This is a genomic window from Streptomyces sp. bgisy100, from assembly GCF_057709105.1.
In genome coordinates this window covers 1-20,255 of sequence record NZ_JBYITE010000079.1, presented here as the reverse complement: position 1 = coordinate 20,255, position 20,255 = coordinate 1, and the positions used below count along the sequence as shown (strand labels likewise).

Below are 20,255 nucleotides of genomic sequence, written 5' to 3'. Positions count from 1 at the left end.
AATACACGGAAGCTTCCGGAACCCCCCACCCCTGCGCCCCCACCCCCTTGCCTTCACCCGGCCCTGCGGCCCCGCTGCCGCCATGTCCGGACCGGCTCTGCGCCCCCACCCCCTTGCGTCCACCCGGCCCTGCGGCACCACGCCCTTGTGTCCGGACTTGCGTTCACCCTGCCCTGCGGCACCGCGCGTCAGCTTCACCCCCAACCGTGCACCCCCTGACATCCAGGACTGCCCGGCGGTGACGCGTCTTCGTGTCCGCCCCCGGGAGTGACCGGTCCGCTGCATGTGCCGGAGTCGGTCCGCCGGGCCGCCTGGTCGTCGGCCAGTGCCCGTCCGGCCGCTCGCGGTCGGGGGCGGCATTGGTGAACGCGGGCGTGGGGGCGGCTCGGATGGCTTAATGTACGTCGGGCCGCTTCGTGGGCGACCGTCCCCATCGTTCGGTGTGAACCGGACGAGCGAGGTTCTGGAGGGAGCCGGTGACTGTGCCGGAGAGCCGGGTCCTGTCGGCGGGCCCACCCCCGTCGGGCACCGCAGCGCTGGAGGTCTTTCCGCTCGGGGACCGGTCCGGGGTGCGGGTGGTCGGGGAGATCGGCCTGAGCACCGGTACGGTGTGGCAGCGGCAGCTGGACAACCTGGTCGGCCGAGGTGAGGATGTCCGCCTCGAACTGTCCGGGGTCGAGTTCGTCGACGTTGCGGGGGTGTCGGCCCTGGCGCGGGCCGCCCAGCGGCTGGACACCGGACGACGCATGGTTCTGGTCCGGCCGCCCACGACCCTCCTCCGCACGCTCGAGATGTTCTGGCCCGGCCTGGCCGCGATCGAGGTGACCACGTGCTGAGTACGGAGACCGTCGCCGGCTCCTTCGCGCACCCCGCGCTGTTCTACCGCGACACGGACGAGTACCTGGCGGGCACGGTGCCGTTCGTGCGCGCGGGAGTTGCCGCGGGTGAGCCGGTCGCGGTGGCCGTTCCGGCCGACGGCCTCGCCGCCATCCGGGCCGAGCTGGGGCCGGACGCCGGGAGCGTGCAGTTCCTCGACATGACGCGGGCCGGGAGGAACCCCGGGCGGATCATTCCGGGGGTGCTGCGGGCCTTCGCCGACCGCCATCCCGCGGGCCGGGTGCGCATCATCGGTGAGCCCATCTGGGCGGGCCGCACCCCGACCGAGTACCCGGCGTGCGTCCAGCACGAAGCGTTGATCAATGTGGCGTTCCACGGGCGGGCCGTCACCATCCTCTGCCCGTACGACGCCGGCCGGCTGGCTCCGGAGGTGATCGCCGACGCACGGGCCACCCACCCCGTCCTCATCGAGGACGGCCGGACCCGCGCCAGTGACGCCTTCGCCCCCGAACAGGCCATCGCCGACTGCAACCACATGCTGGTCGCCCGCGCCGGAGCCGCGACGCTGCCCTTCGACGCCGAACTCCTCCCCGCCGCACGGCACTTCGCAGTCGGCCGGGCAGCGCAACTCGGACTGGCGGGCCGACGGCTGGACGACCTGGCCCTGGCCGTGGCGGAACTGACCACCAACAGTGTGGTGCACGGCGGAGGTTCGGGCACCGTCCGGGTCTGGTACGAGGACGGCCAGGTGGTCTGCCAGGTCGAGGACCGGGGGCTGCTCCGCGACCCGCTGGCCGGCCGCCGCCCGCCCCTGCGCGACCAGTTGGGCGGCCGGGGCCTGCTCCTCGTACACGAGGTCTCCGACCTGGTCCGGGTGCACACGGGCGAACAGGGGACGACGGTCCGGTTCCACTTCGGCCCGTGACCGGCCCGGCCACGAGCACCTGTCCGCGGGCGGCAGTCGGGGTTGAGCCCCGGCCCACCGGGGCGCCGTCGGGTCAGCCCGGCCGGCGGTCCGCCCCGGGGAGGGTGCCGAGGAATGCCGCCAGGATCTCGTTGAAGGCGTCCGGGCGTTCCATGCCGGGGTAGTGCGCGGCTCCTTCGACGGTGACCGCGCGGCCGTCGGCGACCGCGCGGATCAGGCGCTCGGCCATGCCGATGTGATCGTCCGCGTCGAGATCCCCGTGGACGGCCAGCACCGGGACGGCGATCCGGGACGCACGGGCCCAGGTGTCGGCCACCGGCACCTGCCAGTCCCGTGTCGCACCGGCGTGCTTGGCGACCGTCCGGACCGTCATCTCCCGCAGCCGACGCACGACATCCTGGTCGACATCGTCCAGAGAGCGCCGCGGGCCGGCGGCGCACTGGAGCAGTGCCTCGACATATCGGCCGGCGTCGGCGGCGGCCAGTGCCCGGGCCTGTTCGGCCTTGATGCTCAGGGCCCAAGCGTCCCGGAACTCGGGCTCACTGGTCCCGGCGCCGCTGATCACCAACGCCCGAACCAGCTCCGGGTGTTCCAGCGCCGTGTCGACCGCGAGAGCCGCGCCCATCGACACCCCGGCCAGCACCGCGGGTCCGGTGTCGAGGTGGCGCAGCAGCGCCGCCAGGTCGTCGGTGTGCCGGAACGGCCCCTGCGCGACGGTCGACGCACCGTGGCCGCGGGCGTCGGGCGTGATGACGCGGTGGTCCTTCGCGAGGAACGACACCTGGTCGTCCCACATGGAGCGGTCCAGGAAGCCGCCGTGCAACAGCACCAGCGGGGTGCCGGAGCCGGTGTCGCAGTAGGCGAGCCGGGCCTCTCCGGCGTCCGGCAGCAGGAACTCTGAGACAACAGTCATGACACCTAAGGTGTCAAATGCGAAGGGATATGACAACCGGGGTGTCATCCTGGAGCCATGACGGACATCGATGCACCCCTGGCCCCCGACGCCCTCGCCGACCGGCTCGCGGAGGTGTTCGCCCTCGTGGGGCCGCTGTACCGGCGTGCGCAGCGGGCGGTCGAACAGGCAGCCCCCGTCGAGGGCCTCTCCGTCGGCGTGCGCGCCGTGCTGGACCTGCTCCGTGAGCACGGGCCGATGACCGTCCCGCAGATGGGCCGCGCGCAGGCGCTCAGCCGGCAGTTCGTCCAGCGCATGGTGAACGAGGCGGCGGCACGGCAGTTGGTCGAGCGCATCCCCAACCCGGCACACCAGCGGTCGTCGCTGATCCGGCTGACCGACACGGGTGCGGCGGCCATCACGGCGGTGATCGCACGGGAACACGGCGTGCTGCGGCAGGCCGGCGGACAGCTCACCGGCGCCGAGGTGGCGGCCTGCGTACGGGTGCTCACGCAGATGCTCGAACTCCTCGACCACGTCGAGGTGAACTGACGGGCGGGAACGCGCCACCCGCACCCTGCCGCGGCGGCACCGGGCCACCGCGGGCGAACGAGAGAGTCACCGCACCGGGCGGGAAGAGGCACCGCTCGAACCACGGTCCGGAAGCGGGTTGTGACATCCCCATCATGACAGGCCGGAGGGCGTTTTCGTAGGACGGAGAGCACGGCCCGGAAGCCTTGTTCCGGGCTCTGCGCGCCGCGCAGACTCTCCGTCATGCATCACTCGGCGACCATCGATCACGACGCTGTTCTCCGCGCCCGGACCATGCTGCTGGCGTCCGGGCGCCGTACCCCGTACGAGGAGGTCGAGGCCTACCGGGTACTCGCCCGGGTGAGCCCCGCCGCCTACCTGCCGCGCCTGGTTCACGCGTTGCTCCACCTGAGCTATGACCGCGCCTACGACCGGCTGCACACGGAGCGTCTCGCACTGCTCGAGGAGGCGGTCTCCGCGGCGCGCGCCGTCGATCCCGCCGAGCCGGCCCGAGCGGACCTGCTGCACAGCGCCCTGGAGAGTTGCCAGGGTCAGCTGTACGCCCTCGGCCGTCGGTCCGAAGGGCTGGCCCTGCGCACCGAGAGGGTCACGCTCGGGCGGGCGCGGGCCGCGGAGTCCGGTGACCCGGTGGTGCGGGGGCTGCGCACCTGGGCAGCGGGCCTGGCCGAGGAGGGGCGGCACGACGAGGCCGCGGACGCCCTGGCCGAGTGGGTGGCGGCCCTCCGGCCGAAGGATCCGGCGTCGGAAGGCAGGCTCGCCGCGTCGCTGCTGGAGTGGGCCGCCGTGCTGGCGGCGGCCGGGCGGGCCGAGGAGGCGCTGGACGCTTTCGCGGAACTCGTCGCCCTGCGGAGGCGCGACGCCGCGCGGGACCGCATCCCGCTGGCCCAGCTCTTCCACACCCTGGTGCACTACGCGGAGATGCTCCACGACCGGGGCCGGTGCGAGCGGGCGACGGCCGTGCGGGGCGAGGCGTTCACGGTGCTCTCGGAGCTGGCCGCCACCGGCGAGCGCCGGACCTGGAGCGCCGACGAGGGCACCGGCTGGGCCACGCTGCTCGCCCTCTCGGGGGAGGCGAACGAGCGCTCGGCGCCGTTGGCTTCGCACCCGCCGCTCGGGATGACGCCCGAACAGTGGTCCCGGGACGCCGCACGGCGCCACCGGGAGGGCCGGGACGCGTACGGTGCGGCGGCGGACTCCCTCACCGGGGACGCCGAGGGGCGGTCCGAACGCCGTCTCGCCGAGCTGGTCCGGCTGCACCGGTGCTTCGCCGCCCGTTCCGTCGTCCACTGGGAGTTCCGCAGGCGGCTGTTGGCCGGGGAGACCCGGCCGCTGCTCGACGAGGGCGTGGACCTGGCCCGTCGGCTGTGCGGCCACGACCCAGCGGCCGGGACCGCCGCGCTGGTCACCGCCCTGCTGGACCGTGCGGGCTGCCGCACCGCTGCCCGGCGGTTCGGCCCGGCACTCGACGACTTCCGCGAGGCGCTGCAACTGCTGGGGGAGGCCGACCGAGTGCCCTGACCGGGGACGGCCGCCGCGCTCAGTTCGCCGGAGGCGCTGGGCGCGCGGCGGTCGTGTGCGTATGCGGGGTTCCCCCTGGCCGGCCGGCGTTCGCCCTCTCGTCGACGGCCGACAGCCAGAAGTAGACCGGTGGCAGGGCGAGTTCGACGGCCGTGAGGACGATCTGGAACCAGTGCGGCTGCCCGTACACGGCGAGGGACAGCAGCCGGCCCACTCCGCCGAGCAGAAAGACGCCCGCGAGAAGGCGCACCGCCCGGGCCGGAATCGGCGACTGGCGGGCCGCCCAGATCCAGGCGAGGCCGTAGCCCAGGAAGATCGCGCCGTAGTACCGCTCCCGGCTGTCGACGGTGGCACCGGCCGAGCCCTCCCCGGGCACCGAGTCGATACCGAGGGCGAAGTGGAACACGCCGATCGCCGCGCAGGCGTACCCCATGACCAGCACGAGCCACCTGAGCAGTCCGGACACGGCGTCCCCACCTCCGTTAGTAGACACTCGTCCACTAACGGAAAGCTACGGTCGTTGCTGAACATGTGTCAAGTAACGTGTGCGGTGTGACGACCCGCCGCAGACTCGCCCCCGCCGAGCGCCGCAGCCAACTGCTCGACACCGGAGCCCGGCTGTTCGCGGCGAAGCCGTACGACGAGGTGCTCATGGAGGACGTCGCCGAACGGGCCGGTGTCTCCCGCGCCCTGCTGTACCGCTACTTCCCGGGCAAGCGCGACCTGTTCGCCGCGATCTACCGGCAGGCGGCCGACCGGCTGCTGGCGGAGACCGAACTCGACCCAGCCCGCCCGGTGTACGCACAGCTGCGGGCCGGACTGGACGCGCACATCGACTACTTCGTCGCGCACCGGAACACCGTGCTGGCGGCGAACCGGGTCCTCGCGGGCGATCCGGTGATCCAGGCCGTCATCACCGACGAGCTGAGCACCCTGCGCGAGCGGCTGCTGGACACCCCGGAACTCGCCCGCGGCCCCCGGGAGGCGGTCTCCGCGGCCCTGATGAGCTGGCTGGTCTTCGTCCGGACGCTGTGTGTGGACTGGCTGGCGCACCGGGCCTTCTCCCGGGCCGTGCTGCTCGACATGTGCCTCGGTGCGCTGCTGGGAACGCTGGGCGCGGTCATGGATCCGGATCTCGACCTGGACGGGGCCCCGGACCACCCCCGCGCTCCGGCCGACGGCTGAGCGTCATCCCCCGCCGCCGACCGGGGCGCCTGCGTCGGTCCGTGGCTGCCGCTCGGAGCCGCTGCACGGGACGCTCACGGACCCGGTGGCCCCCGGGGCGGCACCGGCCGGGTTCTAGACTGGGGGTCGTACCCGACTTCGGCCGCGCACGACCCGCCTGGAACCGCACGGCGTGCGCCGAACCCCCAGCACCGAGCATCGAGCACCACGGAGCCCGGAGGGAGAGCCGTACAGTGACCGAACGCAAGCCCCCCGGTGTCAGCTTCGAGTCGTGGACGGACCGGCAGATCCGCGAGGCGACGGACCGCGGCGACTTCGCCGACCTCCCCGGCTTCGGGAAGCCCCTCCCCGGTCTCGACCGGCCGTACGACGACATGTGGTGGGTCAAGGAGAAGATGCGCCGGGAGAACCTGTCGTACCTGCCGCCGGCGCTCGCCCTGCGCAAGGAGGCGGAGGACGCTCTGGAAGCGGTCTCGCGGGCACACACCGAGGCCGAGGTCCGGCGCATCCTCGGTGAGGTCAACGAGAAGATCCGGGAGGCGCTCCGGCGGCCGCCCGCCGGGCCGCCGCTCAGCCTGACCCCGTTCGACGTGGACGACGTGGTGCGCACCTGGCAGGAAGAGCGCCGGGACTGACCGCTGCGGCGCCCGGGCGGCGGGACACCGGGTTAGGGCGCGGACGCCTTCCGGCCGGCGGCGTGCCGGTGCCCGTCCGCACATCCCGCCTCCGGTGCCGGTCGGCCGCCGTCAGCGCGCCGGGGGCGGGGAGAGCGGGACGGGTGGCGTCCGCAGGGCGGTGAAGACCGACCACACCACCGAGACCAGCGGGACGGCGACGACGGCCCCGAGCACCCCGGCGGTGACACTGCCGCAGATGACCGTCAGCGCCACCACCACGGGATGCAGCCGGACGGCCCAGCTCATCACGAACGGGTGCAGGACATGGCCCTCGATCTGCCCGATGACCACGATCAGCAGCGCCACGACCCCGGCCACCAGCGGCCCTTCGGTGGCCAGGGCCACCACCGCGGCCACCGCCAGGGCCACCGGTGAGCCGATCAGCGGGACGAAGGCGGCGAAGAACTCCAGCACGGCCAGGGGCAGTGCCAGCGGAAGCCCCAGGGCGAAGAGGGCCGCCCCGACGAGGACGGCGTTGATGGCCGCGATGAGCACGATGCCCCGGGTGTACCCGGTGAAGGTCCGCCACGCGGCCCGCCCCGCGAGACGGGCCGGAGGGCGGGTGCGGAGCGGCAGCTGCCCGTCGAACCAGCGCCACATCCGGTCCCCCGAGTGCAGGAAGAAGACCGAGCAGAACAGGGCCAGGGCCGCCACGGTCAGGGCCTTCACCACCCGGTCCGCGCCGGTCAGCGCGGTGCTGATCAGGGTCGAGCGGTGGCTGGAGACGAACCGGGACACCCGCGCCTGCACATCGGAGAGCGCGTCGGGCCGCATATGGACCGGCGGCCCCTCCAGCCAGTCCTCGATCCTGGCCACCCCGCCGTCGAACTCCCGGCGCAGTCCCTGCCACTCGCCGGCCACATTCGCCCCGATGAGGCTGAGCACCCCGAACAGCAGCAGGAGGCCGAGCAGCAGGGCGAGGGCGACGGCCGCGTACCGGGGCATCCGGCGGTTCAGCAGATCGGCCACCGGCCCCAGCAGTGCCGTCAGCACGAGGGCGAGGAACACCGCGACGGTCACCAGGTGGAACCGCCCCAGCGCGACGAAGATCCCGTAGACCACCGCACCGACGACGATCAGGCGCCATCCGTAGGCCGCGGCGAGGGACAGCGCGGGAGAGACCGCCGCGGGAACCTCGGGACGGCCGGTGCGGGAGGAACGGGCCGCCCGGTTCCGGAGGGTCGGCGCGCGACCGGCCGGACGCCGCGCGCCGCCCCCGTACCGCCGCGCCCCGTCGCCGCGGTCCGCGGCACCGCTCTGCCCGCCGGATCGGCTTCGCACCTGGCCGCCACCGCATCCCACCCCTCCCGCACCGGGTCCGCGAGGGGATGGCCCGGCCCGCGAGGGGACGCCTGCCGGACGGGAGGCCGGCTCCCGCCCACCGCACGTACCCCAGAGCTGGTATCACCCCGGGCCGGTTCCGACACGCGGCCGGCGCCCCGTTCCCCCGAAGGCACGCGGCCGACGGGGGCAGGCCGGCCGCCGCGCTCGGGGTCGTACGCGTCCCGCCGCGCGCCGTGCCGCCGACCGTCCGGGGGAACCGGACGGTGATCGGTCCGGGCGGAACCGGACCGCGATCGGCACGGGCCGGACGCACCGGACCGATCGGGGGCGCGGCTCGCCCGGCCGCCCGGGAGCCGTGCCCTCGGCGTGGCACCGGCCTGCAACACCACCTCATCCGTTGTCCCTTCAACTTCCTTGCGGGAGCGTGCAGTTGATCCTTCCCGTGGGCCATCCCGGCGTCCCGGCGGAATCGGCGACCCGGTACCTTCTGGACATCCCGAGCAGGCCCTCAGCGGCCGTTCGGGCCGATTCCCACGTAAGAAGGAAAGCTCTTGGCCCATCACCGGCTCCGCCGCCTGATACCGACGTCCGTCGTGCTGACGACCGTGCTCACGGCGTTCCCGACGGCTTCGGCACAGGCGGCGGACACACCCCCCACCCCCCATCTGGACTCGATCGAGAAGTCGCTCCGCGACACCTCCCCCGGGCTCGAAGGCTCGGTCTGGCAGCGCACGGACGGCAACCGGCTGGACGCCCCGGCGGGCGATCCGTCGGGCTGGCTCCTGCAGACCCCCGGCTGCTGGGGCGACGCCGCGTGCAAGGACCGCGCGGGAACCCGGAAGCTGCTCGACCGGATGACCCGGAACATCGCCGAGGCGAAGCACACCGTGGACATCTCGTCGCTGGCGCCGTTTCCCAACGGCGGTTTCCAGGACGCCATCGTCGCCGGCCTCAAGAAGTCGGTCGCGGCGGGACACTCCCCCCGCGTCCGGGTCCTGGTCGGCGCCGCACCGGTCTACCACCTCAATGTGCTCCCGTCCCACTACCGGGACGAGCTGATCGACAAGCTCGGCCCGGCAGCGGAGAAGGTCACGCTCAACGTCGCGTCGATGACCACCTCCAAGGCGTCGCTCTCCTGGAACCACTCCAAACTCCTCGTGGTCGACGGCAGGACGGCGGTCACCGGCGGCATCAACGGCTGGAAGGACGACTACCTCGACACCACGCATCCGGTGTCGGACGTCGACATGGCGCTGAGCGGGCCCGCGGCGCGCTCGGCGGGCGCGTACCTGGACACGCTGTGGGACTGGACGTGCCAGAACGCGTCGCGTCCCAGCAAGGTCTGGCTCGCCACGTCCCGCGGCGCCTCCTGCATGCCGTCGCTGGAGAAGGAGCAGGGCGCGAAGGAGCAGGGCGCCTCGCCCGCGCAGGCCCCGGGCGACGTCCCGGTCCTCGCGGTCGGCGGCCTGGGGGTCGGCATCAAGGAGTCCGACCCGTCCTCCGGTTACCACCCGGACCTGCCCACCGCCCCCGACACGACATGCTCGCTGGGGCTGCACGACAACACCAACGCCGACCGGGACTACGACACCGTCAACCCGGAGGGGAACGCGCTGCGGGCGCTCATCGCGAGCGCGCGCAGCCACGTCGAGATCTCGCAGCAGGATCTCAACGCCACCTGTCCCCCGCTGCCCCGCTACGACCTGAGGGTCTACGACGCGCTCGCCGCCAAGCTGGCGGACGGCGTGAAGGTCCGGATCGTCGTCAGCGACCCCGCCAACCGCGGGGCCGTGGGCAGCGGAGGTTACTCGCAGATCAAGTCCCTGGACGAGATCAGCGACATCCTCCGCAAGCGGCTGGCCGTGCGCACCGGTGACGACGGCGAGGCGTCGCGGACGATGTGCCGGAACCTCCAGCTGGCGTCCTTCCGCAGCTCTCCGGCGAGCACCTGGGGCGACGGCAAGCCGCAGGCGCTGCACCACAAGCTGGTCTCGGTGGACGACTCGGCGTTCTACATCGGCTCAAAGAACCTCTACCCGGCCTGGCTGCAGGACTTCGGCTACATCGTCGAGAGCCCTGCGGCGGCGAAGCAGCTGAAGAGCGAGCTGCTGGCACCGGAGTGGAAGTACTCGCAGGAGACGGCGACGGTCGACGCCGAGCGCGGCATCTGCCCGGGCTGAGGCCAGGGGCCTGGTTTCCGGACCCCGGACACGGGTCTTCCGGGAACGGCGTCCTTCGGGCATCGCGGGGCCGGACGGCTCCGCGATGCCCGCGGACGGGCCGGGGCGGTCCGTACCCGGGCCGTGCCGGCCCGGCAGTCCCGTGGCGGGGCGCGGCTGCGCTCCGCCACGCGCGGGGCGGTGTGCCGGTGCGGAACGCGGTACCGGACGATCCGGTGCGGAACGCGGTACCGGACGGTCCGGTACCGCACCGGTTCTCCGCCACGGTGCCGGTGCACGTACCACGTTTGACCGAGACGTCCCTGATGCCGGGTCATTTTCGGTCAGACGACATCGCATATCTGCCGAACGGGGTCGCGATGCTGTCCACACATCTATGCATCTCGCGTCGAATCCGCCGGTGCGCGGTCACCGGGCCGCACCACGACCAGGGCCGAGAAGAATACGAGCCGCGACCGGTGGGCCGGATCCGGCCGTCCGGTCGCACCGTCGTCGGCGATCACGGTCCGATAGCCTTCGTGACCTGGATGTCCGCGGCACCACGATGAGCGGCCGACACCGCTTCGGAGAGGAAGCATGAGCGAGCGGGAGAACGCGGACGGAGAAGACGAGGACCTGCGCCTGCACCGGGGGAACCTCGCGTCCGACCTGCAACTGGCGAGCATGCAGCTCTCCGAGTTCGCACGGGCCCAGGGCCGGCTGCGCGGCCTGCTCGACGCCGTCCTGGCCGTCAGCCGGGACCTGGAACTCGCCGTGGTGCTGCGCCGTGTGGTGACCACGGCCATGGAACTCGTCGGCGCGACCTACGGGGCGCTGGGCGTCCTGGACGAGGACGGCGCCGGGCTGGCGGAGTTCATCCCCGTCGGCCTCGACGAGAAGGAGCTCCACGCCCTGGCGGGCGTGGACCTGCCGCAGGGGCACGGGCTGCTGCGTCTGCTGATCGAGGACCCCCGCCCGCTGCGGGTGGCGCGCATCGCGGAGCACCCCCAGGCCGCGGGATTCCCGCCGGGCCACCCGCCGATGCGGAGCCTGCTGGGCGTTTCCATCCGGGTGCGCGACCAGGTCTACGGCAACATCTACCTGTCCGACCGGCGCGACGGCCGGCCGTTCGACGCCGACGACGAAGCGGTGGTCGTGGCGCTCGCCGGTGCGGCCGGCATCGCCATCGAGAACGCCCGGCTGTACAGCCGGCTCCGGTTCGGTGCCGAGCAGTTCCAGCGGCTGCTGCTGCCGCGGCTGCCCGATCTGACGCCGTTCACCTCCTGGGCCATGTACCGGCCGGCCGCCGACCCCAGCCTGCTCGGCGGGGACTGGTACGACGCGCTGGTCCTCCCCGACGGGGCGCGCGCCATGGCGGTGGGGGACGTCATGGGCCACGACGTGCGTGCTGCCGCGGCCATGGCCCAGGTCCGCAACATGCTGCGGGCACTGGCGTTCGACCGCGGGGCCCTGCCGAGCGAGGTGCTGACCCGGCTCGACCAGGCGTGGGAGGCCATGGGCGAGTCCTCCATGGCCACCGTGTGCCTCACCCGCATCGAGCCCCGCGCCGGGGGCGGCTGGAACCTGTGCTGGAGCAACGCGGGCCACGTCCCGCCGCTGCTGGTGACCCGGGAAGGGGACGCCCAGTACCTGGAGGCCGAGGCGGACGCTCCGCTCGGGGTCGACACGGCACTCCCGCGCCACGACCACCGGCACCTCCTCCCGGCCGGCGGCACGGTGCTGATGTTCACCGACGGTCTGGTGGAACGGCCGGGACAGGATCTCGGCGTCGGCCTCAAAGCGGTGGCCGAGGCGGCCGCCGCCCACGCCGACGACAGCCTGGGGAAGCTCTGCCGGGCCGTGTCGACCGCCCAGCCGGACGACGGCCCGGACGACGTCGCCCTCCTGGCCCTGCGGGCGCCCGCGGAGTGACGGCGCCCGACGCCCGTACGGCGTCCGTCACCGGCGTCCGCCGTCGGGCCCCCAGGCCCGGCGTGTGCTCACCGAGGCAGGGTCGAACAGTGTGAATCCGAGACGCAGATCAGACCGGCGGGAGCTTGCCGGAAGGTGCGGCGGGTCGGGCCGCTCCACGAACCGGCGCGGGCGCGGCGGGATTCACCGCGCGGGGACGTAGGCCTCCGTCGTGCCCCGGACGGCGGCCTCGACGGCTTCCGGCGCGGCGCCGGACGCCGCGTGCGCGACACCCCACGCCGCACTGCTGCGTGTCATGAACTCCCGCGCCTCGTCGCTCTCCTGCCATGCCGCCGGGTCGTCGATCGACGATCCCCGCAGGTGCAGGTAGAGCCCGAGGAGCCCCATGTCCCAGCCGACTCCGACCGCTCCGGGGCCGAACTGCGCCCAGAACTCGGCGGGAACGACCGCGACATGCTCCAGCTCGAAGACCGTACGGTCCTCGCCATCGGCCGTGAACCGCACCTCGACCTCGCTGAAGCCCGGGTTCTCGCCGAACAGCCAGCTCACCCGGAGCAGGGACGGCGGGTCGCAGCGCAGGATCTCGCCCCCGGCGTTGCCCTCCAGCTGGTAGTGGCCGCCCGGCCTCAGCTCACCGCGGACCGGCAGGAACCAGCGGCCGATCCGCTCCGGATCGGTGCAGGCGTCCCAGACCTCTCCGACCGCCGCGTCGAAGGTCCGGCGCAGCAGCACCGTGCGCGCCTCACTGTCGGCCACGCTCCTGCTGCCGACCTCGCGGTGGACCTCGTCGAGCCGATCGACGATCCCGGTCATCGGCGCCCTTCCTCTCCTCGGGCCGGTGGCCTCTCCCGGTGCCGGCGGTGTGCGCGCTGAACACGTCCCCGCTCATCCACGCACGACGGGGTGCCCGCCCGGTTCCGCCCGGCCGTGGGGGAGCCGGGCGGGCACCCGTCCGGCCTACGGCGTCCGCACGCCGCTCACCGCCTCCTGCCTTACGGCCTCATGCCCTCAGGCCGATGCCCAGGCCTGGAGCGCGTCGGCCACCGTCTCGAAGAAGAGCGCGTGCGCGATGTGGCTGCACGGGATCTCGGGGTTCCAGGGCACGTGCTGAGCGCGCGCCGCGGTCTCCTGCCAGCCGTCGATCCTGCGCAGCTGGTCGACCGGCAGCGCGTTGGCCCGGGAGTCGGTCAGCACGATGTCGGGCCGCAGGGACGCCGCGGTGGCCCAGTCGACGGTGGACCAGTTGGCTCCCGGCCCCGCCTCCGGCTCCACCATGCCGACCCCGTGGTCGGCGAGGGCCCGCAGATCGCGCCAGGCCGACGGCCGGGCGAGGTGCACGCTGTCCGGACCGGCGGGCGACAGCGCCACGACCCGGGCCGATCCGGCGTCCCCCGCCGCCGCGCGCAGCCGGAGGTGTGCGCGGTCGAGTTCACCGGCTCCGGCCGGGCTCCCCGGCGCGCCGAGCGAGCGGGCCAGCGCGGTGAACCGGTCGCGGACGTCGGCGAGCGACCGGCCCTGCCCCACGTCGAGGACGACCACCGGGACGCGTTCCTCCAGTCCCTTCGCCACCTCCGGGGCCAGGCCGTAGACCTGGTCGCCCCCGTAGGCGACCGCCACCACCAGGTCCGGCGCGGCCCGGAGCAGGGAGTCCACGCCGAGCCGGTCGCCGGAGCCGAGGTAGTCGATCTCCTCCAGGGGCAGCGCGCCGGCCTTGGCCGGATCCGGGCTGTCGCCGTCGTGATTGGAGCCGAAGATCCCCGCCGGCTGGATGCCGTGGTCGCTCAGAGTCGCCCCGGCCTGTATGTAGGCGACCACGGTCGCCGGTGTCCGCCGGGCCGTCGCCACCCGGCCGCGGTCGTCGGTGAACGTCCACTCCGTGCTGTGTGCCATGCGCCCCACCCCAACTCTCGCTGTTCGATGTCTCCGGAGAGCATCACCGTCTGCCTGCCCTGGAGGTTCATCGTTCACTCATTCAGTCGGTCACTGATTCACCGTGCGTACCCGGCAGGGCAGTTGGGCACGGGCTCGGCCGGTTCGGTCACTGAGCGGCCCGTCCGCTCCGGCCGGGGACCGGCTCGCCGGTTCCGGTCCGGCCGCCGGGTACGGTCCGGTCGCCGGGTACGGTCCGGTCGCCGGGTACGGGACGAACGTACTGCCGTGTCCGTCGATGGCCAGGGCGGAACCGGGCCGGAAACCCACCGGCGCCGGTCCGGCAGGTGAACGGTGCTGACCGCGGGGTCGGAGGGGACTGGGGTGGCCGGTGCCGCCGACTGCCCCGCTCCAGGAACCGACGGGGGTACGGCGCAAGCCGGGGTGGCCCGGTTACGCATGCCACAGGTGCCCCTAGCCGGCCGGCACGCGTCCTACCCCGCTGCTGCCACCTCGCGGGCGGTGACCGCGAGCCACGACGGGGCGTCGCAGCCGATGGCGCGCAGCGTGGACCGGAGGCGGACACGGGTCCGGGACGACGTGACCGTGCGCAGGATCGGTTCCAGCCGGAGGAGCGGCACTTCGGCATCCCGCCACGCGCCGAGCTGCACCAAGGCGGTCAGCTCCGCGAGCACGTTGCCGAACTCCCGGCGGCCCCCGCCTCCCCTGGAACCTTCCGAACTCCGCTGAAGGTGCGGCAGCGCCGCGCGCGGGTCTCCGAGGCTCAGCAGCGCCTCGCCGGTGTGCAGCTCCACTTCGGTGCTGTCGATCCACCACGTGAACGCGGGGTCGTTGGCCTGTACCGAGTCCTGGAGACCCCCTGTGGCCCGCTCCAGGGCGTCCAGCGCCCGGCCTCGGTCTCCGGCCTGCGCAAGGCTCCGTGCGCGCCGTACGCGAGCCATGAGCGCCACACGGCCGGGTACCTCACGGCCGGTCAGCATCTCCTCCGTGATCGCCATGGCCTCACCAGTACGGTCGGTGTGCACGTCGATCATGGCGATCAGGTCCAGGATGAACCACTCCAGCGGGGCGTCACCGGCGAGGCGGGCCAGGGTGTGCGCCTCCGCGAGCGTGGAGCGCGCCTCGTGGAACCGGGCCGCGTCGTGGAGCAGCCAGCCGGCCACTTCCCCGATCTCCGCCACCTGTGCGAGGTGCTGCTTGTCGTCGCCGGTGATCCGGCCCCGTTCGGCCTCCCACACCTGCGCGGCGGCGTCCGCCACATGGTCCCCGCCGTGGCGGTTGTCATGCGCGAGCAGCCACCCCACGGCGTCCTGCACGTAGGTGTCCGGCTCACGGTCGGCGCAGACCTGCGGCTCGGCTTCGCCCCGGGCCCGCGCGGCTTCCCGCTCCAGTCCGTCCAGTGGCACCCCGAGCACATGCGCGAGCGGCGGTAACCAAGCGTCCGGGATGCGCCCGCCGCACTCCCACCGGGAGACCTCGTGACGCGTCAAGGTGGTGATCCCGGCAGTGACGCACAACCGGAGCGCCAGCGAGCGCTGCGAGAGACCCGCCCGCTTGCGCAGGCCCGCCAGATGGGCGCCGAACCGGGCGCGTCCCGCTTGGTCGTTCATGCGGTGCCTCCCTGCGACCAAGCTACTCGTCCTGGCCCCTCCCCTGGCCTCCCGCGCGGCCCCTCCCCTCGATCGGGAACGCGGTTCCCTGAACGCACAGCGCCCCGGCGACCGTGCGACCGGCCCCGGGGCTCGGCCGATCCGAGAGAGCAGACCGACATGCCGCAACCGACAACGCAGGCCCGCCCGACCGGCTGCCCCGGATACAGCGAGACCCTGCCGCGCGAGCCCCGGAGCGCCGCGGCCGCCCGGCGCCTGGTGCGTGTCGCACTCGCCGCCTGGGGTCTGGACGACTTGGCCGACGACGGCACCCTGATCGTCTCCGAGCTGGTGTCCAACGCCGTCCGGCACGCACGCAGAGAATCGATCCGGGTCGTCATCGACCGCCCCGAGGCGCGGCGCGTGCGGATCGGCGTCGTGGACTTCTCCCAAGCCTGTCCAGTGCGCGGAAACCCCGGTGCCACGGACGAGAGCGGGCGCGGCCTCGCACTCGTCGGGGAGCTGGCGGAGGCCTGGGGGACCGACCCGCTGCCGTGGGGCAAGCGGGTGTGGGCCGAGTGCGCTCAGAAGAACGACTGACTCCGGACCGTTGACGGCGTCGGCCGGGAACCGCGCACGCCGGTCCGGCATGTGAACGGTACTGACCACAGCGCGGGACCGGACTAGGGTGGCCGGTGCAGCTGGTTCGCCCTGTCCGCCAGGCAGGGCGTCGCAAGAGGGAACCCGGTGGAATTCCGGGACTGCCCCGCAGCGGTGAGTGGGAACGACCGCCGTCATACGCACTGGGTCCGACGGGCCTGGGAAGCGACGGCCAGTAGGGGTCTGCCCTGGCAGACGTGCCCGCGAGTCCGAAGACCTGCCCGTTGCCCGCTCGCCCACCCGGCGCGCGGAGATCCCGGTGACCTCGAGGGCGGGTCGGCGTACGGAAGCAGGCGGGTACCGCGGCAGCACCGCGTACGGCCCGCCGTCCGGTCGTCCCTTCGCGCCCTCGGCCCGTGCCGGGGTTCTCAGGAGCACACTCGCGAAGGAGAGTTCTGTGACCAGCACATCCGCAGCCGCCACCGCACGGGCCACCGTGCACGGCTACCCGCGGCAGGGCCCGGGCCGGGAGCTGAAGAAGGCCGTCGAGGGCTACTGGAAGGGCACGGTCACCGCCGGCGCCCTGCACGACACCGCGGCCGGGCTGCGCCGTTCCCAGTGGCGGCAGCTCGCCGACGCGGGCCTGGACGAGGTCCCCACCGGGGGCTTCTCCTACTACGACCACGTCCTGGACACCAGCGTCATGGTCGGCGCGATTCCCGCCCGGCACCGCGCGGCGGTCGAGGCCGACGCGCTGGACGGCTACTTCGCGATGGCGCGCGGTACCCGGGACGTCACGCCCCTGGAGATGACCAAGTGGTTCGACACCAACTACCACTACCTGGTGCCGGAACTGGGCCCGGACACGGTGTTCGCCGCCGACCCCGGCAAGCAGACGGCCGAGCTGCGGGAGGCCCTGGCACTCGGTCTCGCCGCCCGTCCGGTGCTCGTCGGACCGGTCACCTATCTGCTGCTGGCCAAGCCCGGACCGGAGGTGCCGGACGACTTCGATCCGCTCACCCTGCTGGACCGGCTGCTCCCGGTCTACGCCGAGGTGCTCGCCGCGCTGCGGGCCGCCGGGGCCGAGTGGGTCCAGCTGGACGAGCCCGCCCTGGTCCAGGACCGCACCCCGGCCGTGCTGAACGCCGCCGCCCGCGCCTACCGGGAGCTCGGGGGCGCCGCGGACCGTCCAAAGCTGCTGGTGGCCTCGTACTTCGACCGGCTGGGCAAGGCGCTGCCGGTGCTCGCCAAGGCACCGGTCGAGGGACTGGCCCTGGACTTCACCGGTACCGCCGCCGGCAACCTGGAGGATCTGGCGGCGGTCGGCGGACTGCCCGGCAAGCGGCTGGTGGCCGGTGTGGTGAACGGCCGCAATGTGTGGATCAACGACCTCGGGGCGTCCCTGACGACGCTGGGCACCCTGCTCGGCCTCGCCGGCCGGGTGGACGTCGCCTCCTCCTGCTCACTGCTGCATGTGCCGCTGGACGCCGCGGCCGAGCGGGACATCGATCCGCAGATCGCCCGCTGGCTCGCGTTCGCCCGGCAGAAGACCGCCGAGATCGTCACGCTGGCCCGCGGGCTGACGCACGGCACCGGCGCCATCACCGCCGAACTCGCCGCCAACCGTGCGGATCTGGCCTCCCGCACCGGCTCACCCCTCACCCACGACCCGGCCGTGCGTGCCCGCGCCGCGGCCGTCACGGAGGCCGACGGCCGGCGGTCCGCGTCGTACCCGGAGCGCTCGGCGGCCCAACGGGCGCATCTGGGGCTGCCGTTGCTGCCGACCACCACCATCGGCTCGTTCCCGCAGACGGGCGAGCTGCGCACGGCACGCGCCGAACTGCGCGCCGGCCGCATCGACGGCGAGGCGTACGACAAGCGCATCGCGGCCGAGATCCAGGAAGTGATCGCCTTCCAGGAGCGGGCCGGAATCGACGTGCTGGTGCACGGCGAGCCCGAACGCAACGACATGGTGCAGTACTTCGCCGAGCGGCTGACCGGCTATCTGGCCACCCGGCACGGCTGGGTCCAGTCCTACGGCACCCGCTACGTCCGTCCGCCGGTCCTGGCCGGCGACATCTCCCGGCCTGAGCCGATGACGGTCCGCTGGACCCGCTACGCGCAGTCCCTCACCGAACGCCCCGTCAAGGGCATGCTCACCGGCCCGGTCACGATGCTCGCCTGGTCCTTCGTCCGCGACGACCAGCCGCGCGCCGAGACCGCCCGCCAGGTCGCCCTCGCCCTCCGCGAGGAGGTGAAGGATCTGGAGACGGCCGGGACTTCGGTGATCCAGGTGGACGAACCGGCGCTGCGCGAGACGCTGCCGCTGCGCTCGGCCGACCGGCCGGAGTACCTCGCCTGGGCCACCGAGGCGTTCCGGCTCGCGACCGGCGGGGTCCGTCCGGACACCCAGATCCACACCCATATGTGCTACGCCGAGTTCGGTGACATCATCCGGGCCATCGACGACCTGGACGCCGATGTGATCAGCCTGGAGGCCGCCCGCTCCCACATGCAGGTCGCCGGGGAGCTGGCCGCCGTCGGCTACCCGCGGGAGGTCGGGCCGGGCGTCTACGACATCCACTCGCCCCGCATCCCGGACGCGGCCGAGGCGGCGGGCCTGCTCCGCCGGGGCCTGGACGCGATCCCGGCGGAGCGGCTCTGGGTCAACCCGGACTGCGGGCTGAAGACCCGCGGCTGGGCGGAGGTCCGGGCATCGCTGGAGAACCTGGTCGCGGCGGCCCGCGAGGTCCGGGACGGGCTGCCGGCTCCGACGACGGAGTCCTGACCGGGGGCCGACCGGAGGGTGGTGCCGGATGCCCCTGGTGTCCGGCACCGCCCGCGGGGCGCGGGACCAACGGGGGGCTCCCCGCCCACTCATTGCACGGACGGGCAAGCCGCGCGGCTCAGGTCAGCGGCAGATCCAGAAGCATCACGGCGAACACCGGGGAGTCCGGGAACGGCTGGCCCTCCCCCACCTTCCGATACCCCCAGGCCTCGTACAGCGCTTGGACCTTCGGGTGCGCCACATCCACCAGCAGCGCCGCGAGGTGTTCGGTCCGGGCCTCTATCAAGGCCCGGTGCAGCCGCTCGGCCGCACCCGTCTTCCGCCACCGCTCACGCACCATCAGCTCCGAGAAGTGGAACGTGCGCCCCATCTCCGGCGCCGGATCCACGTGCTCCCGCCACCACTCACGGCCCTCGGCACCAGGGGCGCCGTAGGCGAAGCCCGCCACCTCGTCGCCGTCGTACGCGATGACGCAGGCGAAGTCCGGGTGGCCGCCCCAGCGATCCACGAACCAGGGAAACCGCTGGTTGAACTCGTCCATCTCAGCCGCGTAGACATCGGCGTGCACATCGATCAACGTCTGCCGGATCTGCGGCACGTCGTGGTGGCTGAAATGGCGCAGCTCCAAGGCTGAGGTCATCGGGCCTGACTCCATTCCGATCGGTAGCGGTCCTTCCACTCCCGCGCGGTGCCGGAGTCCGGCGAAAGCGTGATCAGGTCCCGGCAGAAGTCCCCCAAGCGCGACCTCATGCGGCCCGGCAGGGTGTTGCCCTCCATCAGCACGAACACTCGTTCCGCTGTGGCGCATGCCTGGTCGATGTCCCGTTGGTGAAGCTGGGCCAGGGCAAGTTGCAGGGTGGCCAATGCGCGGTTCCGGCGGAACCTCTCCGGGATGGCGGCCAAAGCACGATGTGACGCAGCCTCAGCCTCGGCAGCGTCCCCGGTGCGGTCACGCACGATGGCCGTGATCGCCAACAGCTCGGCGGGACCGTAGAACGCCACCCAAGCAGGCCGGGGAGTATCCGCAGATGCCTTGCCCAACGCCTCTTCGGCGCACCCCAGCGACCTCAGGGCTCCTCGCCTGTCCCCGGCGTTGGAGTACCCGATGGCCGTGCGTGCGTGGGCGAGGGAAGCGAACAGCGGGTCCCGGCGGGTTACGGCTGTCGCCTGGGCGGCTTGCGCAGCGCTCACCGCTTGGGCATGGTCCCGCTGCTGGCCGGCTGCCATGGCATACAGGTTCCACACATCCAGTTCCGCGATGGAATCCTGTGCCATGCCCGCCAGGTACAGCGCCCGGTTCAGGTGGCCCTGTGCGCGGTCGCTCCGGCGAGCATCCACGGCCGACCATGCCGCGGCAGTCGTGAATTCGGCGGCCACACTGAACAGGCGCTGTCGGATCCGTTGGGAGGCCGCCCGTTTCTGGAGGT

At 73.1% G+C, this 20,255-nt stretch carries 18 protein-coding genes and 1 riboswitch; of the genes, 10 read left to right on the top strand and 8 right to left on the bottom strand.

The genetic code is table 11. The features are described from left to right. The first annotated feature begins 476 nt into the window (after positions 1–476). Together AC3EQ1_RS30155 and AC3EQ1_RS30150 are read left to right on the top strand one after the other, a co-directional pair. A complete protein-coding gene (locus AC3EQ1_RS30155; RefSeq protein WP_432097493.1) occupies positions 477–836 on the top strand; it encodes an STAS domain-containing protein in 360 nt (119 codons plus the stop codon). Then, positions 833–1,762 carry an anti-sigma factor RsbA family regulatory protein gene (locus AC3EQ1_RS30150; RefSeq protein WP_432097494.1) on the top strand — a complete coding sequence of 310 codons (930 nt, stop codon included), beginning with the start codon at positions 833–835 and terminating at the stop codon, positions 1,760–1,762. The genes AC3EQ1_RS30155 and AC3EQ1_RS30150 overlap by 4 nt, the downstream gene beginning before the upstream one ends. Before the next feature lie 73 nt (positions 1,763–1,835). Here AC3EQ1_RS30150 and AC3EQ1_RS30145 read toward each other — a convergent pair whose 3' ends face one another. Continuing rightward, on the bottom strand, positions 1,836–2,675 hold the full coding sequence (locus AC3EQ1_RS30145) for an alpha/beta fold hydrolase (protein WP_432097492.1): 840 nt from the start codon (positions 2,673–2,675) through the stop codon (positions 1,836–1,838). Between the two features lie 57 nt (positions 2,676–2,732). Between AC3EQ1_RS30145 and AC3EQ1_RS30140 the strand changes: the two genes are divergently transcribed. Beyond that, positions 2,733–3,206 carry a MarR family winged helix-turn-helix transcriptional regulator gene (locus AC3EQ1_RS30140; protein ID WP_432097491.1) on the top strand — a complete coding sequence of 158 codons (474 nt, stop codon included), beginning with the start codon at positions 2,733–2,735 and terminating at the stop codon, positions 3,204–3,206. Positions 3,207–3,428: 222 nt separating this feature from the next. Continuing rightward, positions 3,429–4,724 (top strand): hypothetical protein, encoded by a 1,296-nt coding sequence (locus tag AC3EQ1_RS30135; RefSeq protein WP_432097490.1) that lies wholly within the window; start codon positions 3,429–3,431, stop codon positions 4,722–4,724. Between the two features lie 19 nt (positions 4,725–4,743). Here AC3EQ1_RS30135 and AC3EQ1_RS30130 read toward each other — a convergent pair whose 3' ends face one another. After that, positions 4,744–5,190 carry a DUF4345 domain-containing protein gene (locus AC3EQ1_RS30130; protein WP_432097489.1) on the bottom strand — a complete coding sequence of 149 codons (447 nt, stop codon included), beginning with the start codon at positions 5,188–5,190 and terminating at the stop codon, positions 4,744–4,746. 86 nt (positions 5,191–5,276) lie between these two features. On the opposite strand from AC3EQ1_RS30130, the gene AC3EQ1_RS30125 reads away from it, so the two are divergent. Then, positions 5,277–5,909 (top strand): TetR/AcrR family transcriptional regulator, encoded by a 633-nt coding sequence (locus AC3EQ1_RS30125; protein ID WP_432097488.1) that lies wholly within the window; start codon positions 5,277–5,279, stop codon positions 5,907–5,909. 233 nt (positions 5,910–6,142) lie between these two features. After that, positions 6,143–6,544, top strand: coding sequence for a DnaJ family domain-containing protein (locus AC3EQ1_RS30120; protein ID WP_432097487.1), 402 nt, complete (start codon positions 6,143–6,145; stop codon positions 6,542–6,544). A 111-nt stretch (positions 6,545–6,655) separates the two neighbouring features. Here AC3EQ1_RS30120 and AC3EQ1_RS30115 read toward each other — a convergent pair whose 3' ends face one another. Further along, positions 6,656–7,867, bottom strand: coding sequence for an AI-2E family transporter (locus AC3EQ1_RS30115; protein WP_432097486.1), 1,212 nt, complete (start codon positions 7,865–7,867; stop codon positions 6,656–6,658). A gap of 554 nt (positions 7,868–8,421) precedes the next feature. Here AC3EQ1_RS30115 and AC3EQ1_RS30110 point away from each other — a divergent pair. Next, the gene (locus AC3EQ1_RS30110; RefSeq protein ID WP_432097485.1) at positions 8,422–10,050 is read left to right on the top strand and encodes a phospholipase D-like domain-containing protein; all 1,629 of its coding nucleotides are present in this window, start codon (positions 8,422–8,424) and stop codon (positions 10,048–10,050) included. A 576-nt stretch (positions 10,051–10,626) separates the two neighbouring features. Further along, complete coding sequence (locus tag AC3EQ1_RS30105) at positions 10,627–11,961, top strand: PP2C family protein-serine/threonine phosphatase (protein ID WP_432097484.1); 1,335 nt, start codon at positions 10,627–10,629, stop codon at positions 11,959–11,961. 183 nt (positions 11,962–12,144) lie between these two features. Here AC3EQ1_RS30105 and AC3EQ1_RS30100 read toward each other — a convergent pair whose 3' ends face one another. From AC3EQ1_RS30100 to AC3EQ1_RS30090, 3 genes are all read right to left on the bottom strand, one after another. Beyond that, positions 12,145–12,774: an SRPBCC family protein gene (locus AC3EQ1_RS30100; protein ID WP_432097483.1), complete on the bottom strand. Its 630-nt coding sequence runs from the start codon at positions 12,772–12,774 to the stop codon at positions 12,145–12,147. Between the two features lie 195 nt (positions 12,775–12,969). Then, positions 12,970–13,851, bottom strand: a complete 882-nt coding sequence (locus AC3EQ1_RS30095) for a substrate-binding domain-containing protein (RefSeq protein WP_432097482.1) — start codon at positions 13,849–13,851, stop codon at positions 12,970–12,972. A gap of 473 nt (positions 13,852–14,324) precedes the next feature. Continuing rightward, positions 14,325–15,461 (bottom strand): helix-turn-helix domain-containing protein, encoded by a 1,137-nt coding sequence (locus tag AC3EQ1_RS30090; RefSeq protein ID WP_432097481.1) that lies wholly within the window; start codon positions 15,459–15,461, stop codon positions 14,325–14,327. Positions 15,462–15,620: 159 nt separating this feature from the next. On the opposite strand from AC3EQ1_RS30090, the gene AC3EQ1_RS30085 reads away from it, so the two are divergent. Together AC3EQ1_RS30085 and metE are read left to right on the top strand one after the other, a co-directional pair. After that, positions 15,621–16,040, top strand: a complete 420-nt coding sequence (locus tag AC3EQ1_RS30085) for an ATP-binding protein (protein ID WP_432097480.1) — start codon at positions 15,621–15,623, stop codon at positions 16,038–16,040. Between the two features lie 98 nt (positions 16,041–16,138). Next, positions 16,139–16,327: riboswitch (cobalamin riboswitch) on the top strand. A gap of 170 nt (positions 16,328–16,497) precedes the next feature. Further along, positions 16,498–18,828 (top strand): 5-methyltetrahydropteroyltriglutamate--homocysteine S-methyltransferase, encoded by a 2,331-nt coding sequence (metE, locus tag AC3EQ1_RS30080; RefSeq protein WP_432097479.1) that lies wholly within the window; start codon positions 16,498–16,500, stop codon positions 18,826–18,828. Between the two features lie 118 nt (positions 18,829–18,946). On the opposite strand, the gene AC3EQ1_RS30075 is transcribed toward metE, so the two are convergent. Both AC3EQ1_RS30075 and AC3EQ1_RS30070 read right to left on the bottom strand, forming a co-directional pair. Further along, positions 18,947–19,468 carry a GNAT family N-acetyltransferase gene (locus AC3EQ1_RS30075; protein WP_432097478.1) on the bottom strand — a complete coding sequence of 174 codons (522 nt, stop codon included), beginning with the start codon at positions 19,466–19,468 and terminating at the stop codon, positions 18,947–18,949. Further along, on the bottom strand, positions 19,465–20,255 hold a 791-nt coding region (locus AC3EQ1_RS30070), incomplete at its 5' end, for an NsdA family TPR-like regulatory protein (RefSeq protein WP_432097477.1). The genes AC3EQ1_RS30070 and AC3EQ1_RS30075, both read right to left, overlap by 4 nt.

Coding starts and splice junctions, on each gene's coding strand:
- AC3EQ1_RS30105 (WP_432097484.1), top strand. CDS start 10,627: ATGAGCGAGCGGGAGAACGCGGACGGAGAAGACGAGGACCTGCGCCTG.
- AC3EQ1_RS30085 (WP_432097480.1), top strand. CDS start 15,621: ATGCCGCAACCGACAACGCAGGCCCGCCCGACCGGCTGCCCCGGATAC.
- AC3EQ1_RS30140 (WP_432097491.1), top strand. CDS start 2,733: ATGACGGACATCGATGCACCCCTGGCCCCCGACGCCCTCGCCGACCGG.
- AC3EQ1_RS30090 (WP_432097481.1), bottom strand. CDS start 15,461: ATGAACGACCAAGCGGGACGCGCCCGGTTCGGCGCCCATCTGGCGGGC.
- AC3EQ1_RS30100 (WP_432097483.1), bottom strand. CDS start 12,774: ATGACCGGGATCGTCGATCGGCTCGACGAGGTCCACCGCGAGGTCGGC.
- AC3EQ1_RS30135 (WP_432097490.1), top strand. CDS start 3,429: ATGCATCACTCGGCGACCATCGATCACGACGCTGTTCTCCGCGCCCGG.
- AC3EQ1_RS30075 (WP_432097478.1), bottom strand. CDS start 19,468: ATGACCTCAGCCTTGGAGCTGCGCCATTTCAGCCACCACGACGTGCCG.
- AC3EQ1_RS30095 (WP_432097482.1), bottom strand. CDS start 13,851: ATGGCACACAGCACGGAGTGGACGTTCACCGACGACCGCGGCCGGGTG.
- AC3EQ1_RS30145 (WP_432097492.1), bottom strand. CDS start 2,675: ATGACTGTTGTCTCAGAGTTCCTGCTGCCGGACGCCGGAGAGGCCCGG.